This window comes from Halomonas sp. DP5Y7-2, from assembly GCF_019802025.1.
GTDB classification, from domain to species: domain Bacteria; phylum Pseudomonadota; class Gammaproteobacteria; order Pseudomonadales; family Halomonadaceae; genus Halomonas; species Halomonas litopenaei_A.
Window position 1 is genome coordinate 497,472 of the sequence record NZ_JAHVHY010000005.1, and the last position, 21,413, is coordinate 518,884.

Here is a 21,413-nt window from a genome sequence, read left to right on the forward strand (position 1 = left end):
CTTTCATGCACAGAAGCCCTGCATGTCCCTGTGGATAACCGCTGAACAGACTGGCACAGCGCGCTACTGGCGGCCTTTAGCGGCACCTGGTCAAAAAATCGCCAGCGAATCGTGCCACCATGTATTCCATAGCCGTAAATTTAGCGGTCAGACGGCTGACAGACCTGCCGCTGCACGATAGAGTGCACGCTGATCTTCCGGAGCGACCATGCAAGCGATCCACTCTCTTCACGACTTCTTCCGCCTCACCGGTGCCGACGTGCATCTTTACCATATGGGGCGTCGCGTACATCCTTGCTCACTGGACACCCTGGCTGACTTCGAGGCCGGCGATGTGCCCTGGCCAGAACCCTGGCAAGGCAAGGCCAGGCTGGCCATGGTCTTCCGCCTTGGCGACATGCAGGACCCACTGATCTGGTTTCTGGCCCTTCCGCTGGATGAGCAAGGCTTGTTGGATGCGGCTCAACGGGATGCTTTTCTGGAGCGCCTGCTATCGACCCTGGGGCGAAGCGCCGAGCAGCTAGAGGCATCGGCCGAGGACGAGATTGACAACCTGATGAAGGACAATCCGCTGGCCTTCACGCCGTCACTGGCTTTCCAGGCAGTCTTGCACGCCCGCGCCAGCGCCGAGCTCGAGCGCCCCGCCAGCGAACACCTCGAGCCCGTCGAGGCCTTCTTCGCCGGACAGGCCGGCCATGATTGGCAGGCACTGGGACTGCAAGGCCTTGCCGACTACGTGGTGCGACTGTCCACCGACACCGAGCGTCAACTGCGCCATGCAATCCCGCAGCTGCACAGCGAAGTACTGACATCGCTATGCTACTGTCTGGAACATGTCGCCATTGATGAGGCCGTGGCAGACAGCCTGCGGCAACGGGGCGAGCAAGCTGCCCGTGACGGCGATATCGAGACCTACTGCGCCTGCATCAGGGCCGTCGGTGGAGGTTCCCGTCGCGTTGCTGCCGACTGGTTCGATCAACTACTGGCCGACCGTCATGCCTGCGGTCCCGATGCGCTGGCGGCCATGGCCGCACGCGGATGGCAACATCTAGAGGACGCCGAACGCCTGCCCCGCTTTCTCGAGCGACTGGCAGCCAACGAGGAAGCTGACTTTATGGCACTCGCCAGGGACCTGGCACAGATCCCGCGGCTACGCCTGCCGGTGCTGATGACCCTGCGCCAGGCACCTGAGGGCTCAGCGACTGCCAGCCGCCTGGCAATCGTCAAGGGACGCCAGGGTCATTGAGCTGCCCACTGGTGTGTTCGGGTTACCCCTACAAGGAGACGATATGAAGGACCTGCCCTTTCAGGCACAAGCGGTTGTCGGTCGTCGCGAGATGGTGATCCTGCCGGACCTGCACCTGCATCTGTGTGCCAAGGTGGATACCGGCGCACGCACATCAGCCTTGCATGCCGAGGACATCGAGTCCTTCGAGGAAGACGATATTCTGTGGGTCAGCTTCGTCAGTCGCGCGGGCGGGCCTGATAGCCCGGCGCATCAATACCGCATGCACTTGCATGACAGGCGCAAGGTCACCAGCTCCAATGGTCACGCTGAGTGGCGCTACTTCGTGCGCACACGCATGCAGATGGGGGACCTGGAGTTTCCCGTCGAGCTGTCGCTGACCGACAGGCGCAATATGCGCCACCCCATGCTTCTGGGACGCCGTGCCCTTCGCCGCCTGCTGGTGGCACCGGGTGCCACTTTCCTTCACGGCGAACCCTGACGGTTCCACCGCCCCAGCTCTGGAGACTCGCACATGCACATCGCACTGCTGTCCCGCAATCGCAATCTCTACTCCACCCGTCGTCTGGTGGAAGCCGCCGAACAGCGCGGCCACACAGCACGCGTCGTGGATACCCTGCGCTGCTACATGAGCATCGCCTCGCACCACCCCTCCATTCATTACAAGGGGGAAGAGCTGGAGCCCTTCGACGCCGTCATCCCCCGGATCGGCTCGTCGGTCACCTTTTATGGATGTGCGGTCCTGCGACAGTTCGAGATGATGAACGTCACCGTTCTCAACGACAGCGTCGGGATCACTCGCTCACGCGACAAGCTACGCTCGTTGCAGCTGTTGTCCCGCAAGGGGATCGGCCTGCCGGTGACTGGCTTTGCCCACTCGCCGGACGACATTCCCGACCTGATCACCATGGTCAAGGGCGCTCCACTGGTCATCAAGCTGCTGGAAGGAACCCAGGGAATTGGTGTGGTCCTGGCGGAGACCAACCAGGCCGCTGAATCGGTGATTCAGGCCTTCATGGGAATGAAGGCCAATATCATGGTGCAGGAGTACATCAAGGAAGCCAGGGGCGCCGACATCCGCTGCTTTGTGATCGGCGACAAGGTGGTGGCGGCCATGAAGCGTCAGGCCGCCGAAGGTGAGTTCCGTTCCAACCTGCACCGTGGCGGCAGTGCCAGCGTCATCCGCATCACACCGGAAGAGCGTTCCACCGCGATCCGTGCTGCCAAGTCCATGGGCCTGCGCGTCGCTGGGGTAGATCTGCTGCGGTCCAACCACGGTCCCGTGGTCATGGAGGTGAACTCCTCTCCGGGCCTGCAAGGCATCGAGACGGCAACCGGCAAGGACATCGCCGGCCTGGTCATTGAACACCTCGAGAAGAGCGCCACCGCACGACCGAGGACACGGGCACCCGCCAAACCGAAAGGCTGAGGACGTCACGCCGATGACGACCTGAACGCCGCGCACCACAAGGGCGACCGCATCAGCGGTCGCCCTTGTGTTATCCGCTTCCCAGATCCCGGGTAGCCGAAAGCATGATCGCCTTGATCACGCGAGGACGCCCAGGCTACCTATTTCGCCCGACTTCGCCGTCCTTAAAGGCGACATTTCCGCAAATAGTCGACGCTATATCTTACAAAGATAGACGAAGGTCGCAGTCAATTGCGCAGCGCGGCAAGAATCATAAATATTTGACAGATTAGGGGTGGCAAAACTCGTGTCAGAGCCCCACAATTTGCGTCACCGGAGGAGGTGACGCGCATGTTTCTCGATAATCGCCAGGTGGCGATGGACAGCCTGCTGGAAGCCCTGGCAGACAGCATTGACTATTTCCAGGACAACCTCGAGCGACTGCGGCCGTCGCTGCGCGACGCGCTGGAGCCCCATTTCGAGACGCGTAAGAAGACCATGCGCGAGCTACAGAGCCTGGCCCGCGAACACCTGGATCTTCTGCCTCGCGATGCCGACGTGGAACGCGACGACTACATGTGGTTATGGAGTCGCCTCAAGAGCTTTGTCGGCAACGATTCCCAGGTCCTGATCAACGAACTGCTGGAGCAGGAACGCGTGCTCATGCAGTCCCTGTCGACGCTGTTCACCCATCCCCTGCCGGCCCCCATCGAGCCGGTGCTGGACAGCATCTGGAAAGGTTGTCGCGCACTGATTCGCGAGCTCTACGACCTGCAGAAGTCGACAACCCCACGCCGTCAGACCGGACGCAAGCCCAACCGCGCAGGCTCTCGTCCGGGCAAGCGCTGATCGCTCAGCGCTTGTCCCCCACGGCGGATGTCCGGTCGTGCACCAGCGCGTATCTTAGCGCCCAGCTGGCGCTGACTCCTCGGCCTGGTCGAGAGGGTCGACATGAGCGTCAGCGTAGGAACTGGCAGGAGACGTTCGGCGAGAATCGACGCCAGACGTGTCTGCCGGCTCGCTGAGCAGTGCCGGAACTTCCTCGTCTGATATCCCGACTTCCAGCGCATCTTCGATGATGTCGTGGAGATCTCGAGCATCGGGTGACGCCTCCGGGGGAACGATACTCAGCGGCTCCAGGGGGCCCAGAAAACGAGGCTCCCGATCCCACAGGTAGAGGTCACCCAAGGTTGCCACCCGAGCCACCCACTCCCTGAGAATGAGCCACCAGGTATTTTCTCTCTCCGGTGCGGGACACCCCGCCACCTCAAGCCCCAGCACATCGCCGATAAACAGCGCTCGCGGCAGGTGCCAGTCCTGGGTAATCAGCAGCGCGCGCTTGACCTCGAACACGTCACGCGCTCGGGCCAGCGTGTCGAAGGTGCTGAATCCGGCGTAATCCAGCGTCATGTCCACCTCACGGACACCCCGTTCCTTGAGGTCTCGCCACATCGTCACCGGCTCATTGTAATAGCGCGTCGAGTTATCACCCGATACCAGCAGGTGCCGCAAGACCCCGTCATTCATCAACCGGGCCGCTGCAATCATCCGCCCCTCGAAATGAGGATTTCGCGCTCCGCTACGGGTCCAGTGGGACGTGCCGAAGACAATTCCGACTTGATGGGGTCGACACTCTGCCAGGCTGGGGGCGATCCGCTGGCGGGTGGACATGACCATCCAGGCGTTGGCCGCCACAAAGGCCAGCGCCAGCAGCAGTGCCAGGCTGCCAAGCACCAGCAACAGACGACGAAAGATGCTCAGCAGCGAATCGCGCATGGCAGTTCCAAGTAACAGCGGGAGCCCGGATCCGATCCAGCGCTGGGGCGAAGATCAGAACATGCCAAGTTCGAGCTTGGCTTCGTCGGTCATCATCTCACGACTCCAGGGGGGATCGAACACAATCTCGGTATGCACTTTCGAGATCTGAGGGGCCCCCAGAATCTTGTTGCGCGCATCCGCAGCAATCACGTCACCCATGCCACAGCCGGGCGCGGTCAGCGTCATGCGAATGGTCACTATCCTCTCACCGCTGATCAACCGCTCTATGCGGCAACCATAGACCAACCCAAGATCCACAATATTGACCGGGATTTCAGGGTCGAAGCAGGTACGCAGCTGCTCCCACACGAAGGCCTCGATGGCGTCATCATCCGCTGCGGGATCCAGGGTCGGTCGCGGCAACGATTCGAGCCCTACCGCATCGAGATTGGCGCCTTCAATGAGATACAGACGCCCTTCATAGGCGACACTGACCGTGCTGCCCTTGGCCTGCATTACCGAGACAACACTGTCTTCGTTGAGTGTTACGGTCTTGCCGAAAGGGATCGAGATGACGTCCACGTCTCGCTGCAGCGGCAGCTGTTGCCCCTTGCTCAATTGAGCAATCTGATCGTACTCGCTCATGCACATCCTTAGCTGGCGATGCCAGTCACTCCGGTCGATGGACCTGGGCCACGCGACGCACCCAGGTCCATGACCCTGTCAACGCAACATGCTGATGACGCGATCCAGGCTCTCGACCAGCACATCGATCTCTTCGGGGGTGTTGTAGGCAGCGAAGGAGGCGCGACAGGTCGCATCGACACCAAACTGCGCCAGCAACGGCTGCGCACAATGGTGCCCGGTGCGAATGGCGACACCCAACTGATCGATCAGCAGGCCGATATCCTGGCTATGCACACCGTCCACCACAAAGGACAGCACTCCGGCCTTGTCAGGGGCCGTCCCCAGGATGCGCAGACCGTCAATGGCCCCCACACTGAGGGTGGCATGCTCCAGCAAGCGCTGCTCCCAGGCACCAATGTGCTCAAGACCAATGCCGTTGACCCACTCGATCGCCTTGCCAAGGGCAATGACCTCGGCAATCGCGGGAGTCCCCGCTTCGAACTTGTGGGGTATCGCTGCAAAGGTGGTCGGGGCGTCGAAGGATACGGTAGCGATCATCTCACCACCGCCCTGCCAGGGTGGCATGGTTTCAAGCAACGACTCACGGCCATAGAGCACACCCGCACCGGTTGGCCCGTACACCTTATGCCCGGAAAACGCGTAGAAGTCAGCGTCGATCGCCTGAACGTCGATGGGCTGGTGCGGTGCCGCCTGAGCGCCATCCACCAGAATCAAGGCACCGTGGTCATGGGCCACGCGCGCCATGTCGGCGACGGGGTTGACCGTCCCCAACGCGTTGGACACGTGATTGACCGCCACTAGTCGCGTGCGCTCACCGATCAGGTCCTGATACGCCTGCTGGTCGAGCACACCACGCTCATCGACCGGAATCACCTTGATGGTGAAACCTTTTTCGGCAGACAGCAGCTGCCACGGCACGATGTTGGAGTGGTGCTCGAGCTGGGACACCAGCACTTCATCACCAGGTCCCAGGTTCGCCCGACCCCAGCTCTGGGCAACCAGGTTGATCGCCTCGGTCGTGCCGCGAGTGAACACCACCTGACGCGTGCTGGGCGCATTGATGAAGGCTCGGACCGTTTCTCGGCTGCCTTCATAGGCGGCAGTCGCCTCGTCCGCCAGGGTGTGCAAGCCCCGATGGATATTGGCGTTGATCTGGCGATAGTAGTGATCAAAGGTCTCGATCACCTGCCGCGGCGTCTGGCTGGTCGCCGCATTGTCCAGATACACCAGTGGCTTGCCGTGAACCTCCCGATCAAGGATCGGGAAGTCACTGCGGACACGGGCCACATCGAGCAACAGATCGCTGAAGTGGGTCATGCTCAGTCCTCGTTGAGGGCGACGGCAGCCTCGACCAGACCCGCCAGATGGAAGCGCTCGGGCAGCTTGCCGGCGACGGTCAGCTCGACCCGCTCCGCCACGGCATCCAGGTCGACCTGATCCATGACTTCACCGGCGAAGGCCAGGGTCAGCAGGCCTCGCGCGGTCGCCTGGTCCAAACCACGGGTACGCAGGGCGAACACGGCCTCTTCATCCAACTGGCCGGTCGTCGCGCCGTGGGAGCACTTGACGTCATCCGCGTAGATTTCCAGCTCAGGCTTGGTGTCGATCTGGGCGCGATCGGACAGCAGCAGGTTGGCGTTGCTCTGATCCGCCTCGATCTTCTGGCTGTCGCGCTTGACGATCACCTTGCCGTTGAACACGCCGTGCGCACGGTCGTCGAGGATGCCCTTGTAGTTCTCGTGGGAGAAGGTGTGGGGTGCGTTATGGTTGGCCAGCGTGTGGTTGTCCACATGCTGACGATTCTGACCATAGAACAGCCCATTGAAGGTGACTTCCGCACCCTGGCCATTGAGGTCACTGATCAGGTCGTTACGCACCAGACCACCACCCAGCGTCAGGTTGAAGGAGGTGAACTGGGCATCGCGGCACTGCTCGACGTGGATGCTGGCCACGTGCAGGTCCTGCTCCGGCGACTCCACCAACTTGTAATGGGTCAGGTGGGCGCCACGATCCAGCATCACTTCTTCCACCAGGTTGGTGAAGTTGGCGGCGCCCTCTTCACCCACGTGATGCTCGATCACGGTGGCCTGGCTGCGACTGGCCGCTTCGATGAGGATGCGCGGATGGCTCATCACCGCCGTCTGGTTGGCCCGGGACAGGAACTGCAGCACGATGGGTTTTTCCACCACCGTACCCGGCGCCAGACGCACCAGCGCACCTTCCTCGAAGAACGCGGTATTCAGCGCGGAAAAGGCCGAGAACTCCACGCCTGTCAGCCGTCCCAAGGGACCGCCGACAGCTTCATGATTCTCCTCGAGCGCCTGGGACAGCGGCTGCACCTGAACACCGCCGGGCAGTTCGGTCAGGTCCGACAAGGCACTGGAAAAGACACCATCAACGAAGGTCAGTCGATGAGCATCCATTGGCAGCGTCAGCGCCGCTGCGCTGGCAGGCGAAAAATCCGCATCCTCTGCCAGCTGGAAGTCACCGCGACTGATGGCACGAACGTCGGTGTACTTCCACTCTTCGACGCGGCGATCGGGAAACCCCATCGCTTCGAAGCGGGCAGCGCCCGCCTGGCGCCGAGCGGCGATCCAGGTCGGCTCGCCGCTGCGACGTGCGCTGCGCTCGCTCAGACGATCCAGAAAGCGCTGGACCTCACTTGCTCCCTGGCTTGCTGTCTGGTTCATGCAGCAGACTCCTCTACGACCCAGTCGTAGCCACGGCTTTCGAGTTCACGCGCCAGGTCGGCATTACCGCTCTTGACGATTCGACCATCGACCAGCACGTGCACATGATCCGGCACGATGTAGTCCAGCAGGCGCTGGTAGTGGGTCACCAGCAGGATGCCGCGATCTTCGCTGCGCAGCGAGTTGACGCCTTCGGCCACCACCTTCATCGCATCGATATCGAGACCGGAGTCGATTTCATCCAGCATCGCCAGCTTCGGCTGCAATACCAGCATCTGCAGGATCTCGTTACGCTTCTTCTCGCCACCGGAGAAGCCTTCATTTACCGCGCGCTGCAGGAAGCTGTTGTCCATCTTCATGAAGGACACCTTTTCCTTGATCAGCTTCATGAACTCGGGCGCGGGAATCTCGCCTTCTCCACGGGCTTCACGCTGAGCATTCAGCGCTGCCTTGAGCAGGTAGATGTTCTTGACTCCCGGAATCTCCACCGGGTACTGAAAACCGAGCAGCAGGCCCGCCTGAGCACGCTCCTCGATCTCCATCTCGAGCACATCGCGGCCTTCGAAGGTGATCGTTCCGGCGGTCACCTCGTAGCCGTCCTTGCCTGCAATCACCGCAGACAGGGTGGACTTGCCTGCGCCGTTGGGGCCCATGATGGCGTGCACTTCACCGGGCTGGATGGACAGAGTCAGACCCTTGAGGATTTCAGAGCCCTCGACGGTGACGTGGAGATCCTTGACTTCGAGCATGTTGACACCTTTGCAGTGCCCGCCGCTCCAGGCGACGGGGTGTAACTAACAGGGTTGGCGGAGGGCGCGGGCGATCAGCCCACCGCACCTTCCAGAGTCACGTTGAGCAGTGCTTCTGCCTCGACGGCGAATTCCATCGGCAGCTCCTGGAACACATCCTTGCAGAAGCCGTTGACGATCATGTTGACCGCGTCTTCTTCGGAGATGCCGCGGCTCTGGCAGTAGAACAGCTGGTCTTCACCAATCTTGGAGGTCGTGGCCTCGTGTTCCACGGTCGCCGTGGAGTTACCGATTTCCTGGTAGGGGAAGGTATGGGCGCCACAGGTGTCGCCGATCAGCAGCGAGTCGCACTGCGTGAAGTTACGCGCACCCTTGGCCCGCGGCCCCACCTTGACCAGACCGCGGTAGGACTGGTTGGAGCGACCGGCCGAGATACCCTTGGAGACGATGGTGGACTTGCTGCCCTCGCCCAGGTGAATCATCTTGGTACCGGTATCGGCCTGCTGGCGACCGTTGGTCACCGCCACGGAATAGAACTCGCCGATGGAGTCCTTGCCGCGCAGCACGCAGGACGGGTACTTCCAGGTAATGGCCGAGCCGGTTTCCACCTGGGTCCAGCTGATGTGCGAGCGATCACCGCGGCAATCACCGCGCTTGGTGACGAAGTTGTAGATGCCGCCCTTGCCATCTTCGTCGCCCGGGTACCAGTTCTGCACGGTGGAGTACTTGATGCTGGCGTCTTCCAGAGCCACCAGCTCGACCACTGCGGCGTGCAGCTGATTTTCGTCGCGCATCGGCGCCGTGCAGCCTTCCAGGTAGGACACCTGCGCCTTCTTCTCGCACACGATCAGGGTGCGCTCGAACTGGCCGGTGTTGGCGGCGTTGATACGGAAGTAGGTGGACAGCTCCATCGGACAGGTCACGCCCTCCGGCACGAACACGAAGGAACCGTCGGTGAACACTGCCGAGTTCAGCGCCGCGAAGTAGTTGTCGCTGGTGGGCACGACGGTACCCAGATACTGCTTTACCAGCTCTGGATAGTCGCGAATCGCCTCGGAGATGGAACAGAAGATCACGCCCGCTTCGGCCAGCTTGTCCTTGAACGTGGTGGTCACGGACACGGAGTCAAAGACGGCATCGACCGCCACCCCGGCCAGTGCGGCACGCTCATGCAGCGGGATACCCAGCTTCTCGTAGGTCTCGAGCAGCTTGGGGTCGACTTCATCGAGGCTCTGGGGCTTGTCTTCTTCACGCTTCGGGGCACTAAAGTAGGAAATCGCCTGATAGTCGATCGGCGGATAGTCCAGATGTGCCCAGGACGGGGGCGTCATCTTCAACCACTGACGATAGGCATCCAGCCGCCATTCCAGCATCCATGCCGGCTCACCCTTCTTGTTGGAGATGAACGCGATGGTATCTTCGTCGAGTCCCGGCGGGATCGTGTCGCTCTCGATGTCGGTCACGAATCCTTCTTTATATTCGCGACGGACGAGCTGTTCCATTTCCTGACTTGCCATGATGTGTCCCCTCCCGGACGGTTCGGTCGGCGGGCGTCACCCGCCCAGGGTAATGAAGTCGATGAGACGCTGGTCAGGCTTCCGCCGCCAGGCTAACGCTTTGAATCGGCAGGCGAACCGGCATTTTCAGCGGAGAGCTGTCTGCCAGATGCGCCAAGGTGATACTGTCCAGAAGCTCGCGTATGGCCAGCGACACCCGCTGCCAGTTGTCGGCTACGCCGCAGGTGGATGCCAGATCGCAGTCGCCCTCGGCATGGCTGCATTCGGTGACGGCGACGGGGCCTTCAATGGCAGAAATGATGTCGCTCACCGTGATCTCGGAGGCGGCACGAGCCAGTTGGTAGCCTCCCTGGGCCCCTCTGCGCGACACCAGCAGCCCCGCTTTCACCAGCATCTTCAGCGTCTTGCTCACCGTAGGGTGAGGCAGCTGCACCGCGTCGGCGAGCTCTCCCGCGGCGTGCGGCTCGCGCGGATGGCGCGCAATCTGCGCCATTACCACTGCCGCATAGTCTGTCATGCGAGACAGCTTCAGCATTCGCCTCTCCTCGGGGAGCTCCCCTCTTCGTCGGTGCAGAGTTCAGCCCCTGCTTCGATTGGGGACCATTTTAGTCCTGTATAAACCCGATGTGAAGAGCCGAGCCGCCCTGTACCACGCTATTGACCCGATAGCCGCCAGGATCTCGACATGATCGACGCAGATGAATACAAAAACACAATCATTCTCATTCACTAAAACAATGACGCTTAGCCATCTTGTACGACCTGTGCCGCAAGACATGCATCAGATCCATCAATTCCCTTCATTGCATATCGTCATTCATGATCAAACCAAATAGATAGAGCATTCTGCTAAGCTTGTGCCCAATCAACGGCCAGTGAACGAAGGCCCTCGCCCTGAGCGGGCGAGTTGACTGCCCGTGGGCTGAAAGCACGCCGCCCTCTTACAGCGCGACGTGACCGACGCTGCGCGGCTCAACAGGAGCAACTGCCTTGGAATTGATTCAATACGCGATAGCGAACGCGGACTTGCTGCTATCCAGAACGCTTGAGCATATCTCTTTGGTGGGTGTGGCCGTAGGCATCGCCACCCTGACCGGCGTTCCTATTGGCATCGCGATCACGCGCAACGAGAGGGTCGCACAAGCGGTGCTCTATGCTGCGTCCATCATTGTCACCATCCCCTCCATTGCGCTCTTTGGCATCATGATTCCGGTGCTGTCGCTGATCGGTCAGGGGATCGGCTATCTGCCGGCCGTGATCGCCGTACTGCTCTACTCCCAGCTTCCGATCATTCGCAACACCTACACCGCCATCAATAACGTCAACCCGGCCCTGCGCGAGGCTGCCCGCGGCATCGGCATGAGCCACCGTCAGCGTCTGCGAATGGTCGAGATACCGCTGGCGGTGCCGGTGATCATGGCGGGAGTTCGCACCGCCGTCGTCCTTAACATCGGCGTCATGGCGATTGCTGCCTATATCGGTGCAGGAGGGCTTGGCACCTTTATCAGTCGAGGGATCTCCCAGTCCGACCCGCGCCAGCTGATCATTGGCTCCATTGCGGTCAGCCTGCTGGCCATCATCGTCGACTATGGCCTGCTGGCGATCCAGAAGCGCTTTACGCCCAAGGGTATGGAAGGCGCCGCCAGCGCTGCCTGATGCCCCCCACAACCTGGTTCCCCAATAAAAAGAGCGGGCACCGTCATCCAACCAGCATGTTGAATGACCCATCGCCCGCGTCTGCCGACTAGCCACAAGGACTTTCTGATGATTCGTCTGGAAAATCTGACCAAGGTCTTCGATACGCCCAAGGGCGCCGTCGTCGCCGCTGACCACATCAACATGGAGGTTCCCACCGGCGAAATCTGCATCCTCCTGGGTCCGTCCGGGTGCGGCAAGACCACCACCCTGAAGATGATCAACCGGATCGTGAAACCCTCCTCCGGAAGGGTCTTCATCAACGGTGACGATACCACCGACATGAACACCCAGGACCTGCGCCGCAACATCGGCTACGTGATCCAGCAGATCGGTCTGTTTCCCAACATGACCATCGAAGAGAACATCGCGGTGGTACCCAAGCTTCTGGGTTGGGACAAGAGCCGCTACAAGGAGCGTGCGCGGGAGCTGATGCACATGATCGCGCTGGAGCCGGATGCCTTCCTCAAGCGCTTTCCTTCTGAACTATCTGGCGGCCAGCAACAGCGAATCGGCGTTGCCCGTGCGCTGGCAGCAGATCCCCCGGTCATGCTGATGGACGAACCCTTCGGCGCCATCGATCCGATCAATCGTGCGGTGATTCAGGATGAGTTCCTTAAAATGCAGCAGGAACTCAACAAGACCATCATGTTCGTCAGCCACGATATCGACGAAGCCATCAAGATGGGCGATCGCGTCGCCGTCTTCCGCGAGGGCAAGCTGGTGCAGTACTCCACCCCGGATGACCTGCTGGCCGCCCCCAAGAATGCCTTCGTCGAATCCTTCCTGGGGGAAGACCGCGCGCTGAAACGACTCAACCTGGTCAAGGTGTCCGAGGTGGTCAGCGACGAGATCGGCACGGTGAAGCCGGAAGATACGCTGTCCACAGCGCTGGAGCGCATCGATGACTTCGGCTACCAGAACTCCATTCTGATGATCAACGACAAGCGCCAGCCGGTCGGCTTGATCAGCCGCTCCCTGGCCAGAACCACCAAGGGCTATTGCCGCGATCACTTCCAGAACGTGCCTGCCACGGTCAGCCTGGATGATGACCTGCGCAAGGTGGCTTCACTGATGTTTGCCCAGGACATTACCTGGCTGCCCTGCGTCGATGAAGAAGGACGCGTATGTGGCCAGATCACCCAGCGGGCCATGACCCACCACCTGGGCGCACGCTTTCGCACCAAACAGCGCGAAACAGTGACCGCAGAGCCAAAGGAGTGAGTGGATGCTGATTCGTAGCCTGACCAGCGCCGGCATCATTCTCGGCCTGATCCTTGTCTTTCTGCTCGGCGTCTGGGCCCAGTCCAGCGGCGCCATCGATGACTTTCTGTGGTACTTGCCGGACGTCCAGTACCTGGCCGCCCAGCACCTGTGGTTGACGTTCCTGTCGGGGGGCCTCGCGATTCTGGTCGCCATTCCGCTTGGCATCTGGCTATCACGCCCGAGCATGAGTCGTGCCGCCGAGTCATTGATGCAGGTCCTCAACGTCGGCACGACCATTCCCACCCTGGCGGTGCTGGCGCTGTCCATGAGCTTTCTTGGCATTGGTACCGTGCCCGCGGTGTTTGGCCTGTTCGTGGCCACCCTGCTGCCGATCACGCGCAACACCTATGCCGGACTCAAGGGCGTTTCCCCGGCCCTGAAGGAAGCCGCTGCCGGTATTGGCATGTCGCCGGTCCAGCGCCTGTTCAAGGTCGAGCTGCCCAATGCCCTGTACGTGATCTTTGCGGGTATCAGAACCGCCCTGACGATCAACGTTGGCACCGTGCCCCTGGCCTTTCTGATCGGTGCAGGCGGCCTGGGCGAGCTGATCTTCACCGGCATCGATCTGTACGATCCGATCATGATGCTGTCTGGCGCCATTCCCACGGCCATGCTGGCCATCGTGGTGGATGCCTTGATAGCGGGGATCGCCTTCGTGATCGTGCCACGCGGCGTCAATCCGGCGCGCGCTTGATGCAGCGTCGTCCCTTGTCCCCCATTGACTCCCCTCACAAGACCTCAACTGGAGCATGCAGCATGAAGACATTGATGACCGCACTGACTGGCCTGGCCCTCGTCTCCACGAGCGCCGCCGTGAGCGCCAACGACGTGGTGGTTGGCGGCAAGAACTTTACCGAGCAACAGCTGCTGGCCAGCATGACCACCCAGTACCTGGACGGACTGGGCTATGACGTCGACAAGCGCGCAGGCATGGGCTCAGCCGTGCTGCGCCAGGCGCAGGAAAACGGCCAGGTGGACCTTTACTGGGAATACACCGGCACCTCGCTGATCAACTACAACGATGTGACCGAATCTCTCAGCGCTGAGGAAACCTATCAGCGCGTCAAGTCGCTGGACGCCGAGAAGGGGCTGGTGTGGCTGGAGCCCTCCGCCGCCAACAATACCTATGCCCTGGCCATGCGCGCAGACAGCGTGGAAGAAACGGGTATCACCAGCCTGTCCGAGCTGGCCAATGCGGTCAACGACGGTCAGGAACTGAGCTTTGCCATGAACGCCGAGTTCTATGCCCGCGAAGACGGTTGGCGGCCGCTGCAGCAAGCCTACGATTTTCGCGTCGCTCGTAACGCCGTGAAACGCATGGACTCCGGCCTGGTCTACCAGGCACTGCGTGACGCCCAGGTCGACGTTGGCCTGGTCTTCGCTACCGATGGCCGCATCCCCGCCTTTGACTTCCAGGTGCTGGAAGACGACCAGGGCTTCTTCCCTGCCTACGCGTTGACCCCGGTCGTGCGTCAGCAAACCCTCGACGCCAACCCTGAGCTGGCCGACCAGATGAACGCGCTTTCAGCGCTGCTGGACGACGACACCATGGCCAGCCTCAATGCGCGTGTTGACGTAGAGCGGGAAACCATCGAAGACGTCGCCGAATCCTTCCTCAAGGACAACGACCTGCTGTGACCCTTCAAGGCCCCCGTTCGGGGGCCTTATTCCTACCTCACCAGCGCGCAGTGAGCGCTCTCCCCCTGCGGCTCCCCCAGTTCGACAAAGGACCTCCCCATGAGCACTTCCCGGGACGTCATCCACTGGATCCTCACGTCTCCTCTGGACCACCTAGATGACGCTCAGTGCCGCCACGCCAAGCGCTGCCTGTTGGACCTTCTCGGCGTCGCCGCCGGCGCCACCGACACGGCCCTGGCCGAACACGCCCGCCGCTATGTCAGGGTGCAGCACGCAGGTGATCGCCCCTTGCTGTTCTCCTCGTCGACGGCGTCGGCCACCGGCGTCGCCTTGCACGGCGCCTGGCTGATCGATGCACTCGACGCCCACGACGGCCAAGTGCTGACCAAGGGCCACGCCGGCGTCGCCATCCTGCCGGGATTGCTGGCGCTGCCCGAGATCGAGCAGGTCAGCGGCAGGGCCTTTCTCGGCCTGCTGGCGATGGGCTACGAGATCGCCACCCGGGCCGGCATCGCGCTGCACGCCTCGAGTCCCGACTATCACACCTCGGGGGCCTGGAACGCACTGGGCGTGGCAGCGGTGACGGCGCGCCTCAAGGGCCTCGCCCCGGCCCAGCTGGAACACGCCCTCGGCATCGCCGAATTCTATGGTCCGCGTAGCCAGATGATGCGCTGCATCGATCACCCGACCATGCTCAAGGATGGCTCCGGCTGGGGCGCCCAGGCAGGCGTCGCGGCCACCCTGCTGGCCGAGGACGGCTTCACCGGCGCCCCGGCGGTGACCCTGTGTGCCGAGCAGCACGCCGCGGTATGGGGCGATCTGGGACGACGCGACTACCTGTCGGAGCAGTACTTCAAGGCCTATCCGGTGTGCCGCTGGGCCCAGCCGGCGGTGGAGGCGGTACTCGCCATACCCGCCGCCGAACGCCAGGTGGACAATATCGAACGCATCGAGATCACCACCTTCCACGAGGCCAGGCGCCTGCACACCATCGCCCCGACCACCACCGAACAGGCCCAGTACAGCCTGCCCTGGTCGGTGGCCTGCGCCCTCGATCGCGGCACCATCGACGTCGCCGCCATCAGTCGCGATCTCGGCGACGATGCTCTGGTGGCACTGTCACGGCGGGTGACGATCACCGAATGCGATGACTACAACGCACGCTTCCCGGCCGAGCGCTGGGCCAGCGTCACGCTGTATCTACGCGATGGTCGCCGTATCCAGAGCCCTGCCATGGAAGCCCGCGGCAACCCCCACAATCCGCTGAGCGATGACGAGATCTCTGCCAAGTTTCAGGCCCTGGCGAGCCCGGTGCTGGGCGCACGTGCCAGCGAGATCGAGAAGGTCGTCGCCACCCTGGAAACACGCCCCATCGGCGAGTTGTTGAGAGTGCTGGGACAACCTTGAACGTGCGAGTCCAAGGCGTCGAACATGACGGGAGGTGACAAGGGCAGTAAAAGTGCCAAGGATAGGCAGACGACATCGCTACCCGAGGATTCGACATGCCTTTCGCCCCCTCCGACGTCATCTTGATCACCGGCGGCTCCCGCGGTATCGGCCGTGCCACCGCCCTGGCCTGCGCCCGTGCCGGTGCGCGGGTCGCCTTCAGCTATCGCAGCGATGACGCCGCCGCCCGGGACACCCTGGAAGCCTGTCAGGCACTGACCGGTGAAGACGGCGCCATGGCCGTCAAGGCCGACGTGGTCGACGAGGCTCAGGTGATGGCGCTGTTCGCCAGTACGCGACAACGCCTGGGCCCTATCACCGGGGTGGTCAACAACGCCGGTATCGTGGCGCCCTCCATGCCACTGGCGGATATGGCAGTGGACCGCCTGCGTCAGGTGGTCGACACCAATGTGCTGGGCGCCCTGCTGGTCGCCCGGGAAGCCGCGCGCGCGCTGGTCGACCAGGGTGCCCTGGTCAACGTCAGTTCCATGGCCTCGCGCCTGGGTTCGCCCAACGAGTACGTCGACTACGCCGCCAGCAAGGGCGCACTGGATACACTGACCATCGGCTTGAGCAAGGAACTGGGCCCCCGTGGCATTCGCGTCAATGCCGTGCGCCCCGGCTTGATCGAGACCGATATCCATGCCCGGGCAGGCCGACCGGAGCGGCTGGCCGAACTCGGGCCCGGCTGTCCGCTGGGGCGTGCCGGTCGACCGGAAGAGGTCGCCGAGGCCATCGTCTGGCTGCTGTCCGACGCGGCCTCCTATGTGACGGGGACCTTTATTGATCCCGCCGGAGGACGCTAGGGCTTGCACGAAAAGTGCCTGAGCTCGTCGGGACTTGACCCAGGTCGCCTCGCCGTCTGTCGTGTTGACGTATAGAAGATGGTGCTGTCAGGCACTTTTTGCCCCGGGCGGTCCGGGGCCTCACACGGAGCCTCCTCCATGGACACTCGCTTCTATCTTCTTATCGTCGCGGTCCTCGTCGGCCTGGGCGTCATCCACTGGATCGGCTTTCGCCTGCTCAAGCGCAAGCTGCAACCGCCCCAGCAAAGCGATACCCCCCGCGACGCCACGCCCGGGCTTTCCAGAGACAACAGCGATAGTCGTGACGAACGTTGATCCGCCGAGCGAATTACGGCACCTTGTGGCGCCCTGCCCCCACCCTCAGGAATCCCAGCCATGCAGCATCAGGCCAAGCAGCACCAGGAACAGCTACAGGTCGCCTGCGCCCAGATCAACGCGCGCCTCGGTGACGTCGAAGCCAATCTCGCCCATCACCTCGACGTGATCCACGACGCCCGCCGTCGTGGCGTGGAATTGCTGGTCTTTCCCGAACTCTCATTGACCGGTTACGGCCTGGGCCCAAGGGTGCTGGAGGTGGCCATGCCATCGGAGGACCCACGGCTGATCCAGCTGGCCAAGGCGGCCGCCGGCATGCAGGTCATCGTCGGCTTCGTCGAGGAAGCCAGCCCCGGTGAGATCTACAATGCCCTGGCCATTTTACAGGACGGTCGAGTGGCCGCCGTGCATCGCAAGCTCAACCTGCCCACCTATGGCGGTCTTGAGGAAGGCAAGTGGTTCAGCCACGGCAGCCGCCTGACGGAAGTTCCGGTTCGTCCGGGATGGAGCACCACCTCGATGATCTGCGCCGACCTGTGGAACCCAGCGCTGGTTCACGCTGCCCTGCTGGCACGGCCTGCCGTCCTCTGCGCGCCGATCAACTCCGCATCCGGCATCGTCTCCGAGGACTTCTCCAATGAAGACAACTGGGTGCTGAATGTGCGTTTCTACGCCATGACCTACGGCACACCGGTATTGATGGCCAATCGATACGGAGCAGAGGGTGACAGTCACTTCTGGGGAGGGTCGCGGATTCTCGGGCCCCGCGGCGACACCTTGGCCGAGGCGGAGGATCGCGAAATGCTGATTCACGCCGAACTGTCGCGCACCGCCATCGCCCGTGCGCGCTTCGAGCTGCCCACCCTGCGAGATGCGGACAGCCCCTTGATACGTGAGTTGATGGCAGGGTATCGCTAGCAAAACACGGGGTCAGGCTGCCGCGAAAACGCGAGCCAGAAATGCTAGAATCGCCTTTCACTTTCTGAACATCGGCGCGCCCCTCTACATGAACACAGCTTCTCGCCCTCGCCTGTCCACTCCCCCTCTGAGCATGCTCGTCATGGGCGTTTCGGGCTCAGGCAAATCCCATATCGGGCGTTTGCTGGCCGAGCGGACGGGAGCCACCTTCATCGACGGCGATGACTACCACAGCCGCGACAACATCGCCAAGATGTCCCGGGGCGAACCACTGAACGATGAAGATCGCCAGGGCTGGCTCGACACCCTGGCCGGCCTGTATCGCGAACATCGTCAGACCGGCCAGCCCCTGGTGATCGGCTGCTCGGCCCTGAAGCGACAGTACCGAGACCTGCTGCGCGCCGGCGCCGCGGACCTGAAGATCCTGTACCTTCACGGCAGCCAGGAACTGCTGCTATCGCGCCTCAACAGCCGCGGGCAGCACTTCTTTGCTGGTGAGCATATGCTGCGAAACCAGCTGGCCACGCTGGAGATGCCAGGTGACGACGAAGCGATTCGTTGCGACATCGAGAGCCCCCCTGACGCCATCATCGACCGCTTTATCTCGGAACTGGCGACATCGCCGGATGCAGCGCGCTGAAAAAGATGACCAGCGGTGTGGAAAACGCTGACTTCTCCTACCCTTTCCTGCATGAGCATACTTTCTCGCCAATGCAGCAGTAATGAACGCCTTACACTCTGTCACTTAGTCGTCATGTTTCGTCTCATCCCTACGCTGATCGTCAGCCATGTCGTTACCAGTCAGCTTTGTCACCGACAAGGGGGGGTATGAGGCGTTTTTCCCGTTGATATGTCCACCACTACCTCGGCTCTCGCAGTCGATCGTCGAACAAGGAGAATCCCATGTCCGATCCGATGGTAGGCAAGACGTTTGAGTTCAGCTGTGACGGCAAGACCTGGGGCGTGGTCTTCGAAAACGCTACGCGCATGCGTCATCGCCTGCATGGCTCGCCCACCACATCGCAGCCAAGCGACACCAGCTGCGCCTATCTCGCAACACCCGTGGATGATCACAGAATCTTTGTCTATGGCTTGGAGGACAAAGGTCTGGCACTACGTTACGTCCTCGACTTCAACAGCATGACCTTTATTGGCCACGGAGCCTTCGCCGACCCACGCGCCGACTACCGCGGCGAGTTCCGTCCGTCCTGAAGGGCTGCCAGCTTCTGCCTCTCGTTGGTGCCGTTGGAACTATGCCGCCCAATGACCGGCTAAGCGACAGAGTTGTCTGTCTACAGCGGTCCCTCAAAGACTATCCGTCAGTCGCCATCCACTAGAAGCAAAAAGACCGGCTCCATGGGAGCCGGTCTTTTCCTGACGATAGTCATCCGCCAAGGCAATTCGTCAGGGCAGGTCGTCAGAGCAGTTTATCAGGGCAATCGCCCCGGGGGAGCGTACGAGCACCACTCCCCCCGCGTTACGTCAGCCGATGACGCTCCGCCAGTGCGATCAATCCCGCCAGGGTCGCGCTGTCGCTGTCTACCTCATCCACCGCGATAGCGTGGCGTTCCAGCGCCTGGAGATACAGCGGGTTGAGCCCCGAGGACCCCACCAGCACGACACCGGCCTGCTGCTCGATCAGATGCTCGCGCTGGGCAAGCACCTCAGCACCAATCAACACTCCGGAGAGAAAACTGCCCACCTGAGAAGCCTGCAGGCCCGCGTACAGGTGGCGGCTGCGGCCTTCGAACAGCGCGTGCATCAGCCCAGCGGGATGTTCCGCTGCTGCCAACCCTTGGGCAAAGCCGTCAGCATCGAAAGCATCGCCGCTGTTGTCGGCCATTCTCGACGGTTCTCCCGGCAGCGTGTGGAAGCGCACGGCGTGATAGAGCTCGCCGGTCATCATGGTCGAAAAATCCACCAAGCGATCGCCTTCCAATCTAGCCCACTTGCTGTGGGTGCCTGGCAGGCAGCATACACCGCTACTGAGTCCTTTCAGGGCGAAGGCACCAAACGCCTGAATTTCCTCGCCCCGCATCACATCCACGTGATCGTCTCGCACCACCTTGAGACCGGGCACGATCCAGGCGTTGTCGAGCCCCGGCGCGGGCACCACATTGTCGGCCAGATCCAGCGCCGAACGGGGGACCTCCAGCTGCGGTGCTTCGCTCCAGCCCCGCGCCGATCCGACCATACCGGACAGATACACCGGCACCTTGCCGCCTTCACGCCAGGCACCCACCTGGGCTTCACAGTAATGGGGGAATTCGGCTGTCGTCAGCGAGCGCAGCCCCGCATCGGAACGTACGCTCTCCAGACACTCTCCGCTCTGCCGATCGACCAGAAAGGCACGGAAGTTACTGGTTCCCCAATCAATCGCAATCAGGCGCTCGCTCATGCCCCGGCTCCTGCACTGGCGCTACCGGCCAGGCTCTGCCATTCGTCCACCAGCTCACGGGCGATCTTGCCGACCTCGTCTGCGCTTCGGCCTGGCTTGTACAGATTGCTGCCGAAACCAAACCCGGCCACGCCCACCGCATGCCACTCCGCCATGTTGGAACGCTCGATACCACCAACGGCCAGCACCGGCAGGTGCTTGGGCAGAATGGCGCTGATGTCCTTCAAGTACCCCGTCCCAAGACGTGCGGCGGGGAACAGCTTGAGCGCAACGGCACCGGCGCGCGCGGCAGCCAGCGCTTCCGTCGGCGTCATGCAGCCGATCATCGGGGCAAGACCCCGCTCAGCACCCAGCGTGACCAGCGAAGGATCGGTGTTCGGCGTGATCATCAGTGGTGCGCCAAGTGACGCCAGCTTGGCCGTATCGTCCGCTTCCAGCACGGTACCGGCGCCGATCAGCACGTTCTCAGGGCTACAGGCAACGGCACGCTCGATGCTGTCCCAGGGCTGCGGTGAATTCAGTGGAATCTCGATCAGACGAAAGCCAGCTTCCACTAGAGCACCACAGACCGGCTCGATCTCATCGGGCGTAATACCACGCAGGATGGCCACCAGCGGCATCTCCTTCATGGCAGCATCAAGCACAGCGCGCTGGGCATCATTCATGTCAGCAGTCCTCATCGAGTCGACAACGGAGAAATAACGGTTTCACATGATACGACGAAGGGCGGCCAAGGCCGCCCTCTCAGGTCAATCAATCGACCAGCCACATGGCCATCTCGGGCCACATCAGCAGCGCGGCCAGCACACACAATTGCAGTGCGATGAACGGCAGCAGTGACACAAAGATGTCTTTCAGGCTGATCTCCGGCGGCGCCACCCCTTTCAGGTAGAACGCGGCCGGGCCAAATGGCGG

23 protein-coding genes and 1 pseudogene are annotated in these 21,413 nt (G+C 62.0%); 14 read left to right on the forward strand and 10 right to left on the reverse strand.

Features of this window, described 5'->3' with window-relative positions; all coding sequences use genetic code 11:
* The first annotated feature begins 208 nt into the window (after nt 1-208).
* From KUW18_RS12080 to KUW18_RS12095, 4 genes are all read left to right on the forward strand, one after another.
* On the forward strand, nt 209-1,246 hold the full coding sequence (locus tag KUW18_RS12080; RefSeq protein WP_206943568.1) for a DUF3549 family protein: 1,038 nt from the start codon (nt 209-211) through the stop codon (nt 1,244-1,246).
* Nucleotides 1,247-1,289: 43 nt separating this feature from the next.
* Entirely contained in the window at nt 1,290-1,727 is a 438-nt protein-coding gene (locus KUW18_RS12085) for an ATP-dependent zinc protease (protein ID WP_206943569.1), read from the forward strand.
* A gap of 33 nt (nt 1,728-1,760) precedes the next feature.
* The gene (rimK, locus tag KUW18_RS12090; protein ID WP_206943570.1) at nt 1,761-2,675 is read left to right on the forward strand and encodes a 30S ribosomal protein S6--L-glutamate ligase; all 915 of its coding nucleotides are present in this window, start codon (nt 1,761-1,763) and stop codon (nt 2,673-2,675) included.
* 330 nt (nt 2,676-3,005) lie between these two features.
* Nucleotides 3,006-3,503, forward strand: coding sequence for a hypothetical protein (locus KUW18_RS12095; protein ID WP_206943572.1), 498 nt, complete (start codon nt 3,006-3,008; stop codon nt 3,501-3,503).
* Nucleotides 3,504-3,557: 54 nt separating this feature from the next.
* On the opposite strand, the gene KUW18_RS12100 is transcribed toward KUW18_RS12095, so the two are convergent.
* The 7 genes from KUW18_RS12100 to KUW18_RS12130 form a co-directional block, all read right to left on the reverse strand.
* A complete protein-coding gene (locus KUW18_RS12100; RefSeq protein WP_222561501.1) occupies nt 3,558-4,430 on the reverse strand; it encodes a vancomycin high temperature exclusion protein in 873 nt (290 codons plus the stop codon).
* A gap of 54 nt (nt 4,431-4,484) precedes the next feature.
* The gene (sufT, locus tag KUW18_RS12105) at nt 4,485-5,057 is read right to left on the reverse strand and encodes a putative Fe-S cluster assembly protein SufT (RefSeq protein WP_206943576.1); all 573 of its coding nucleotides are present in this window, start codon (nt 5,055-5,057) and stop codon (nt 4,485-4,487) included.
* 78 nt (nt 5,058-5,135) lie between these two features.
* Nucleotides 5,136-6,377, reverse strand: coding sequence for a cysteine desulfurase (locus tag KUW18_RS12110; RefSeq protein WP_206943578.1), 1,242 nt, complete (start codon nt 6,375-6,377; stop codon nt 5,136-5,138).
* Nucleotides 6,378-6,379: 2 nt separating this feature from the next.
* Nucleotides 6,380-7,750 carry a Fe-S cluster assembly protein SufD gene (gene sufD, locus KUW18_RS12115; protein WP_222561502.1) on the reverse strand — a complete coding sequence of 457 codons (1,371 nt, stop codon included), beginning with the start codon at nt 7,748-7,750 and terminating at the stop codon, nt 6,380-6,382.
* Complete coding sequence (gene sufC / locus KUW18_RS12120) at nt 7,747-8,499, reverse strand: Fe-S cluster assembly ATPase SufC (protein ID WP_206943582.1); 753 nt, start codon at nt 8,497-8,499, stop codon at nt 7,747-7,749. The genes sufD and sufC overlap by 4 nt, the downstream gene beginning before the upstream one ends.
* Nucleotides 8,500-8,573: 74 nt before the next feature.
* Complete coding sequence (gene sufB / locus KUW18_RS12125) at nt 8,574-10,016, reverse strand: Fe-S cluster assembly protein SufB (RefSeq protein WP_206943584.1); 1,443 nt, start codon at nt 10,014-10,016, stop codon at nt 8,574-8,576.
* Nucleotides 10,017-10,089: 73 nt separating this feature from the next.
* Nucleotides 10,090-10,551 (reverse strand): SUF system Fe-S cluster assembly regulator, encoded by a 462-nt coding sequence (locus KUW18_RS12130; RefSeq protein ID WP_206943587.1) that lies wholly within the window; start codon nt 10,549-10,551, stop codon nt 10,090-10,092.
* Nucleotides 10,552-11,006: 455 nt separating this feature from the next.
* Between KUW18_RS12130 and KUW18_RS12135 the strand changes: the two genes are divergently transcribed.
* From KUW18_RS12135 to KUW18_RS12180, 10 genes are all read left to right on the forward strand, one after another.
* Nucleotides 11,007-11,672 (forward strand): ABC transporter permease, encoded by a 666-nt coding sequence (locus tag KUW18_RS12135; protein WP_222561503.1) that lies wholly within the window; start codon nt 11,007-11,009, stop codon nt 11,670-11,672.
* 63 nt (nt 11,673-11,735) lie between these two features.
* A complete protein-coding gene (locus KUW18_RS12140) occupies nt 11,736-12,935 on the forward strand; it encodes an ABC transporter ATP-binding protein (protein WP_315857899.1) in 1,200 nt (399 codons plus the stop codon).
* 4 nt (nt 12,936-12,939) lie between these two features.
* Nucleotides 12,940-13,671 carry an ABC transporter permease gene (locus KUW18_RS12145; RefSeq protein WP_206943593.1) on the forward strand — a complete coding sequence of 244 codons (732 nt, stop codon included), beginning with the start codon at nt 12,940-12,942 and terminating at the stop codon, nt 13,669-13,671.
* A gap of 62 nt (nt 13,672-13,733) precedes the next feature.
* Nucleotides 13,734-14,615, forward strand: coding sequence for a glycine betaine ABC transporter substrate-binding protein (locus KUW18_RS12150; protein ID WP_222486749.1), 882 nt, complete (start codon nt 13,734-13,736; stop codon nt 14,613-14,615).
* A 99-nt stretch (nt 14,616-14,714) separates the two neighbouring features.
* Entirely contained in the window at nt 14,715-16,022 is a 1,308-nt protein-coding gene (locus KUW18_RS12155; RefSeq protein ID WP_222561504.1) for an MmgE/PrpD family protein, read from the forward strand.
* Between the two features lie 95 nt (nt 16,023-16,117).
* Nucleotides 16,118-16,867: an SDR family oxidoreductase gene (locus tag KUW18_RS12160; protein WP_222561505.1), complete on the forward strand. Its 750-nt coding sequence runs from the start codon at nt 16,118-16,120 to the stop codon at nt 16,865-16,867.
* Nucleotides 16,868-17,005: 138 nt separating this feature from the next.
* On the forward strand, nt 17,006-17,182 hold the full coding sequence (locus tag KUW18_RS12165) for a hypothetical protein (RefSeq protein ID WP_222163677.1): 177 nt from the start codon (nt 17,006-17,008) through the stop codon (nt 17,180-17,182).
* Nucleotides 17,183-17,242: 60 nt separating this feature from the next.
* The gene (locus KUW18_RS12170; protein ID WP_222561506.1) at nt 17,243-18,100 is read left to right on the forward strand and encodes a nitrilase-related carbon-nitrogen hydrolase; all 858 of its coding nucleotides are present in this window, start codon (nt 17,243-17,245) and stop codon (nt 18,098-18,100) included.
* An 88-nt stretch (nt 18,101-18,188) separates the two neighbouring features.
* Entirely contained in the window at nt 18,189-18,740 is a 552-nt protein-coding gene (locus KUW18_RS12175; RefSeq protein ID WP_224907436.1) for a gluconokinase, read from the forward strand.
* Nucleotides 18,741-19,003: 263 nt separating this feature from the next.
* Entirely contained in the window at nt 19,004-19,312 is a 309-nt protein-coding gene (locus KUW18_RS12180; RefSeq protein WP_206943606.1) for a hypothetical protein, read from the forward strand.
* Nucleotides 19,313-19,577: 265 nt separating this feature from the next.
* On the opposite strand, the gene KUW18_RS12185 is transcribed toward KUW18_RS12180, so the two are convergent.
* The 3 genes and pseudogenes from KUW18_RS12185 to KUW18_RS19790 form a co-directional block, all read right to left on the reverse strand.
* Complete coding sequence (locus tag KUW18_RS12185; protein ID WP_222561507.1) at nt 19,578-20,498, reverse strand: 2-dehydro-3-deoxygalactonokinase; 921 nt, start codon at nt 20,496-20,498, stop codon at nt 19,578-19,580.
* A complete protein-coding gene (locus KUW18_RS12190) occupies nt 20,495-21,163 on the reverse strand; it encodes a 2-dehydro-3-deoxy-6-phosphogalactonate aldolase (protein WP_206943610.1) in 669 nt (222 codons plus the stop codon). The genes KUW18_RS12185 and KUW18_RS12190 overlap by 4 nt, the downstream gene beginning before the upstream one ends.
* A gap of 88 nt (nt 21,164-21,251) precedes the next feature.
* Nucleotides 21,252-21,413, reverse strand: a pseudogene (locus tag KUW18_RS19790) (TRAP transporter large permease subunit); the annotation flags it as partial.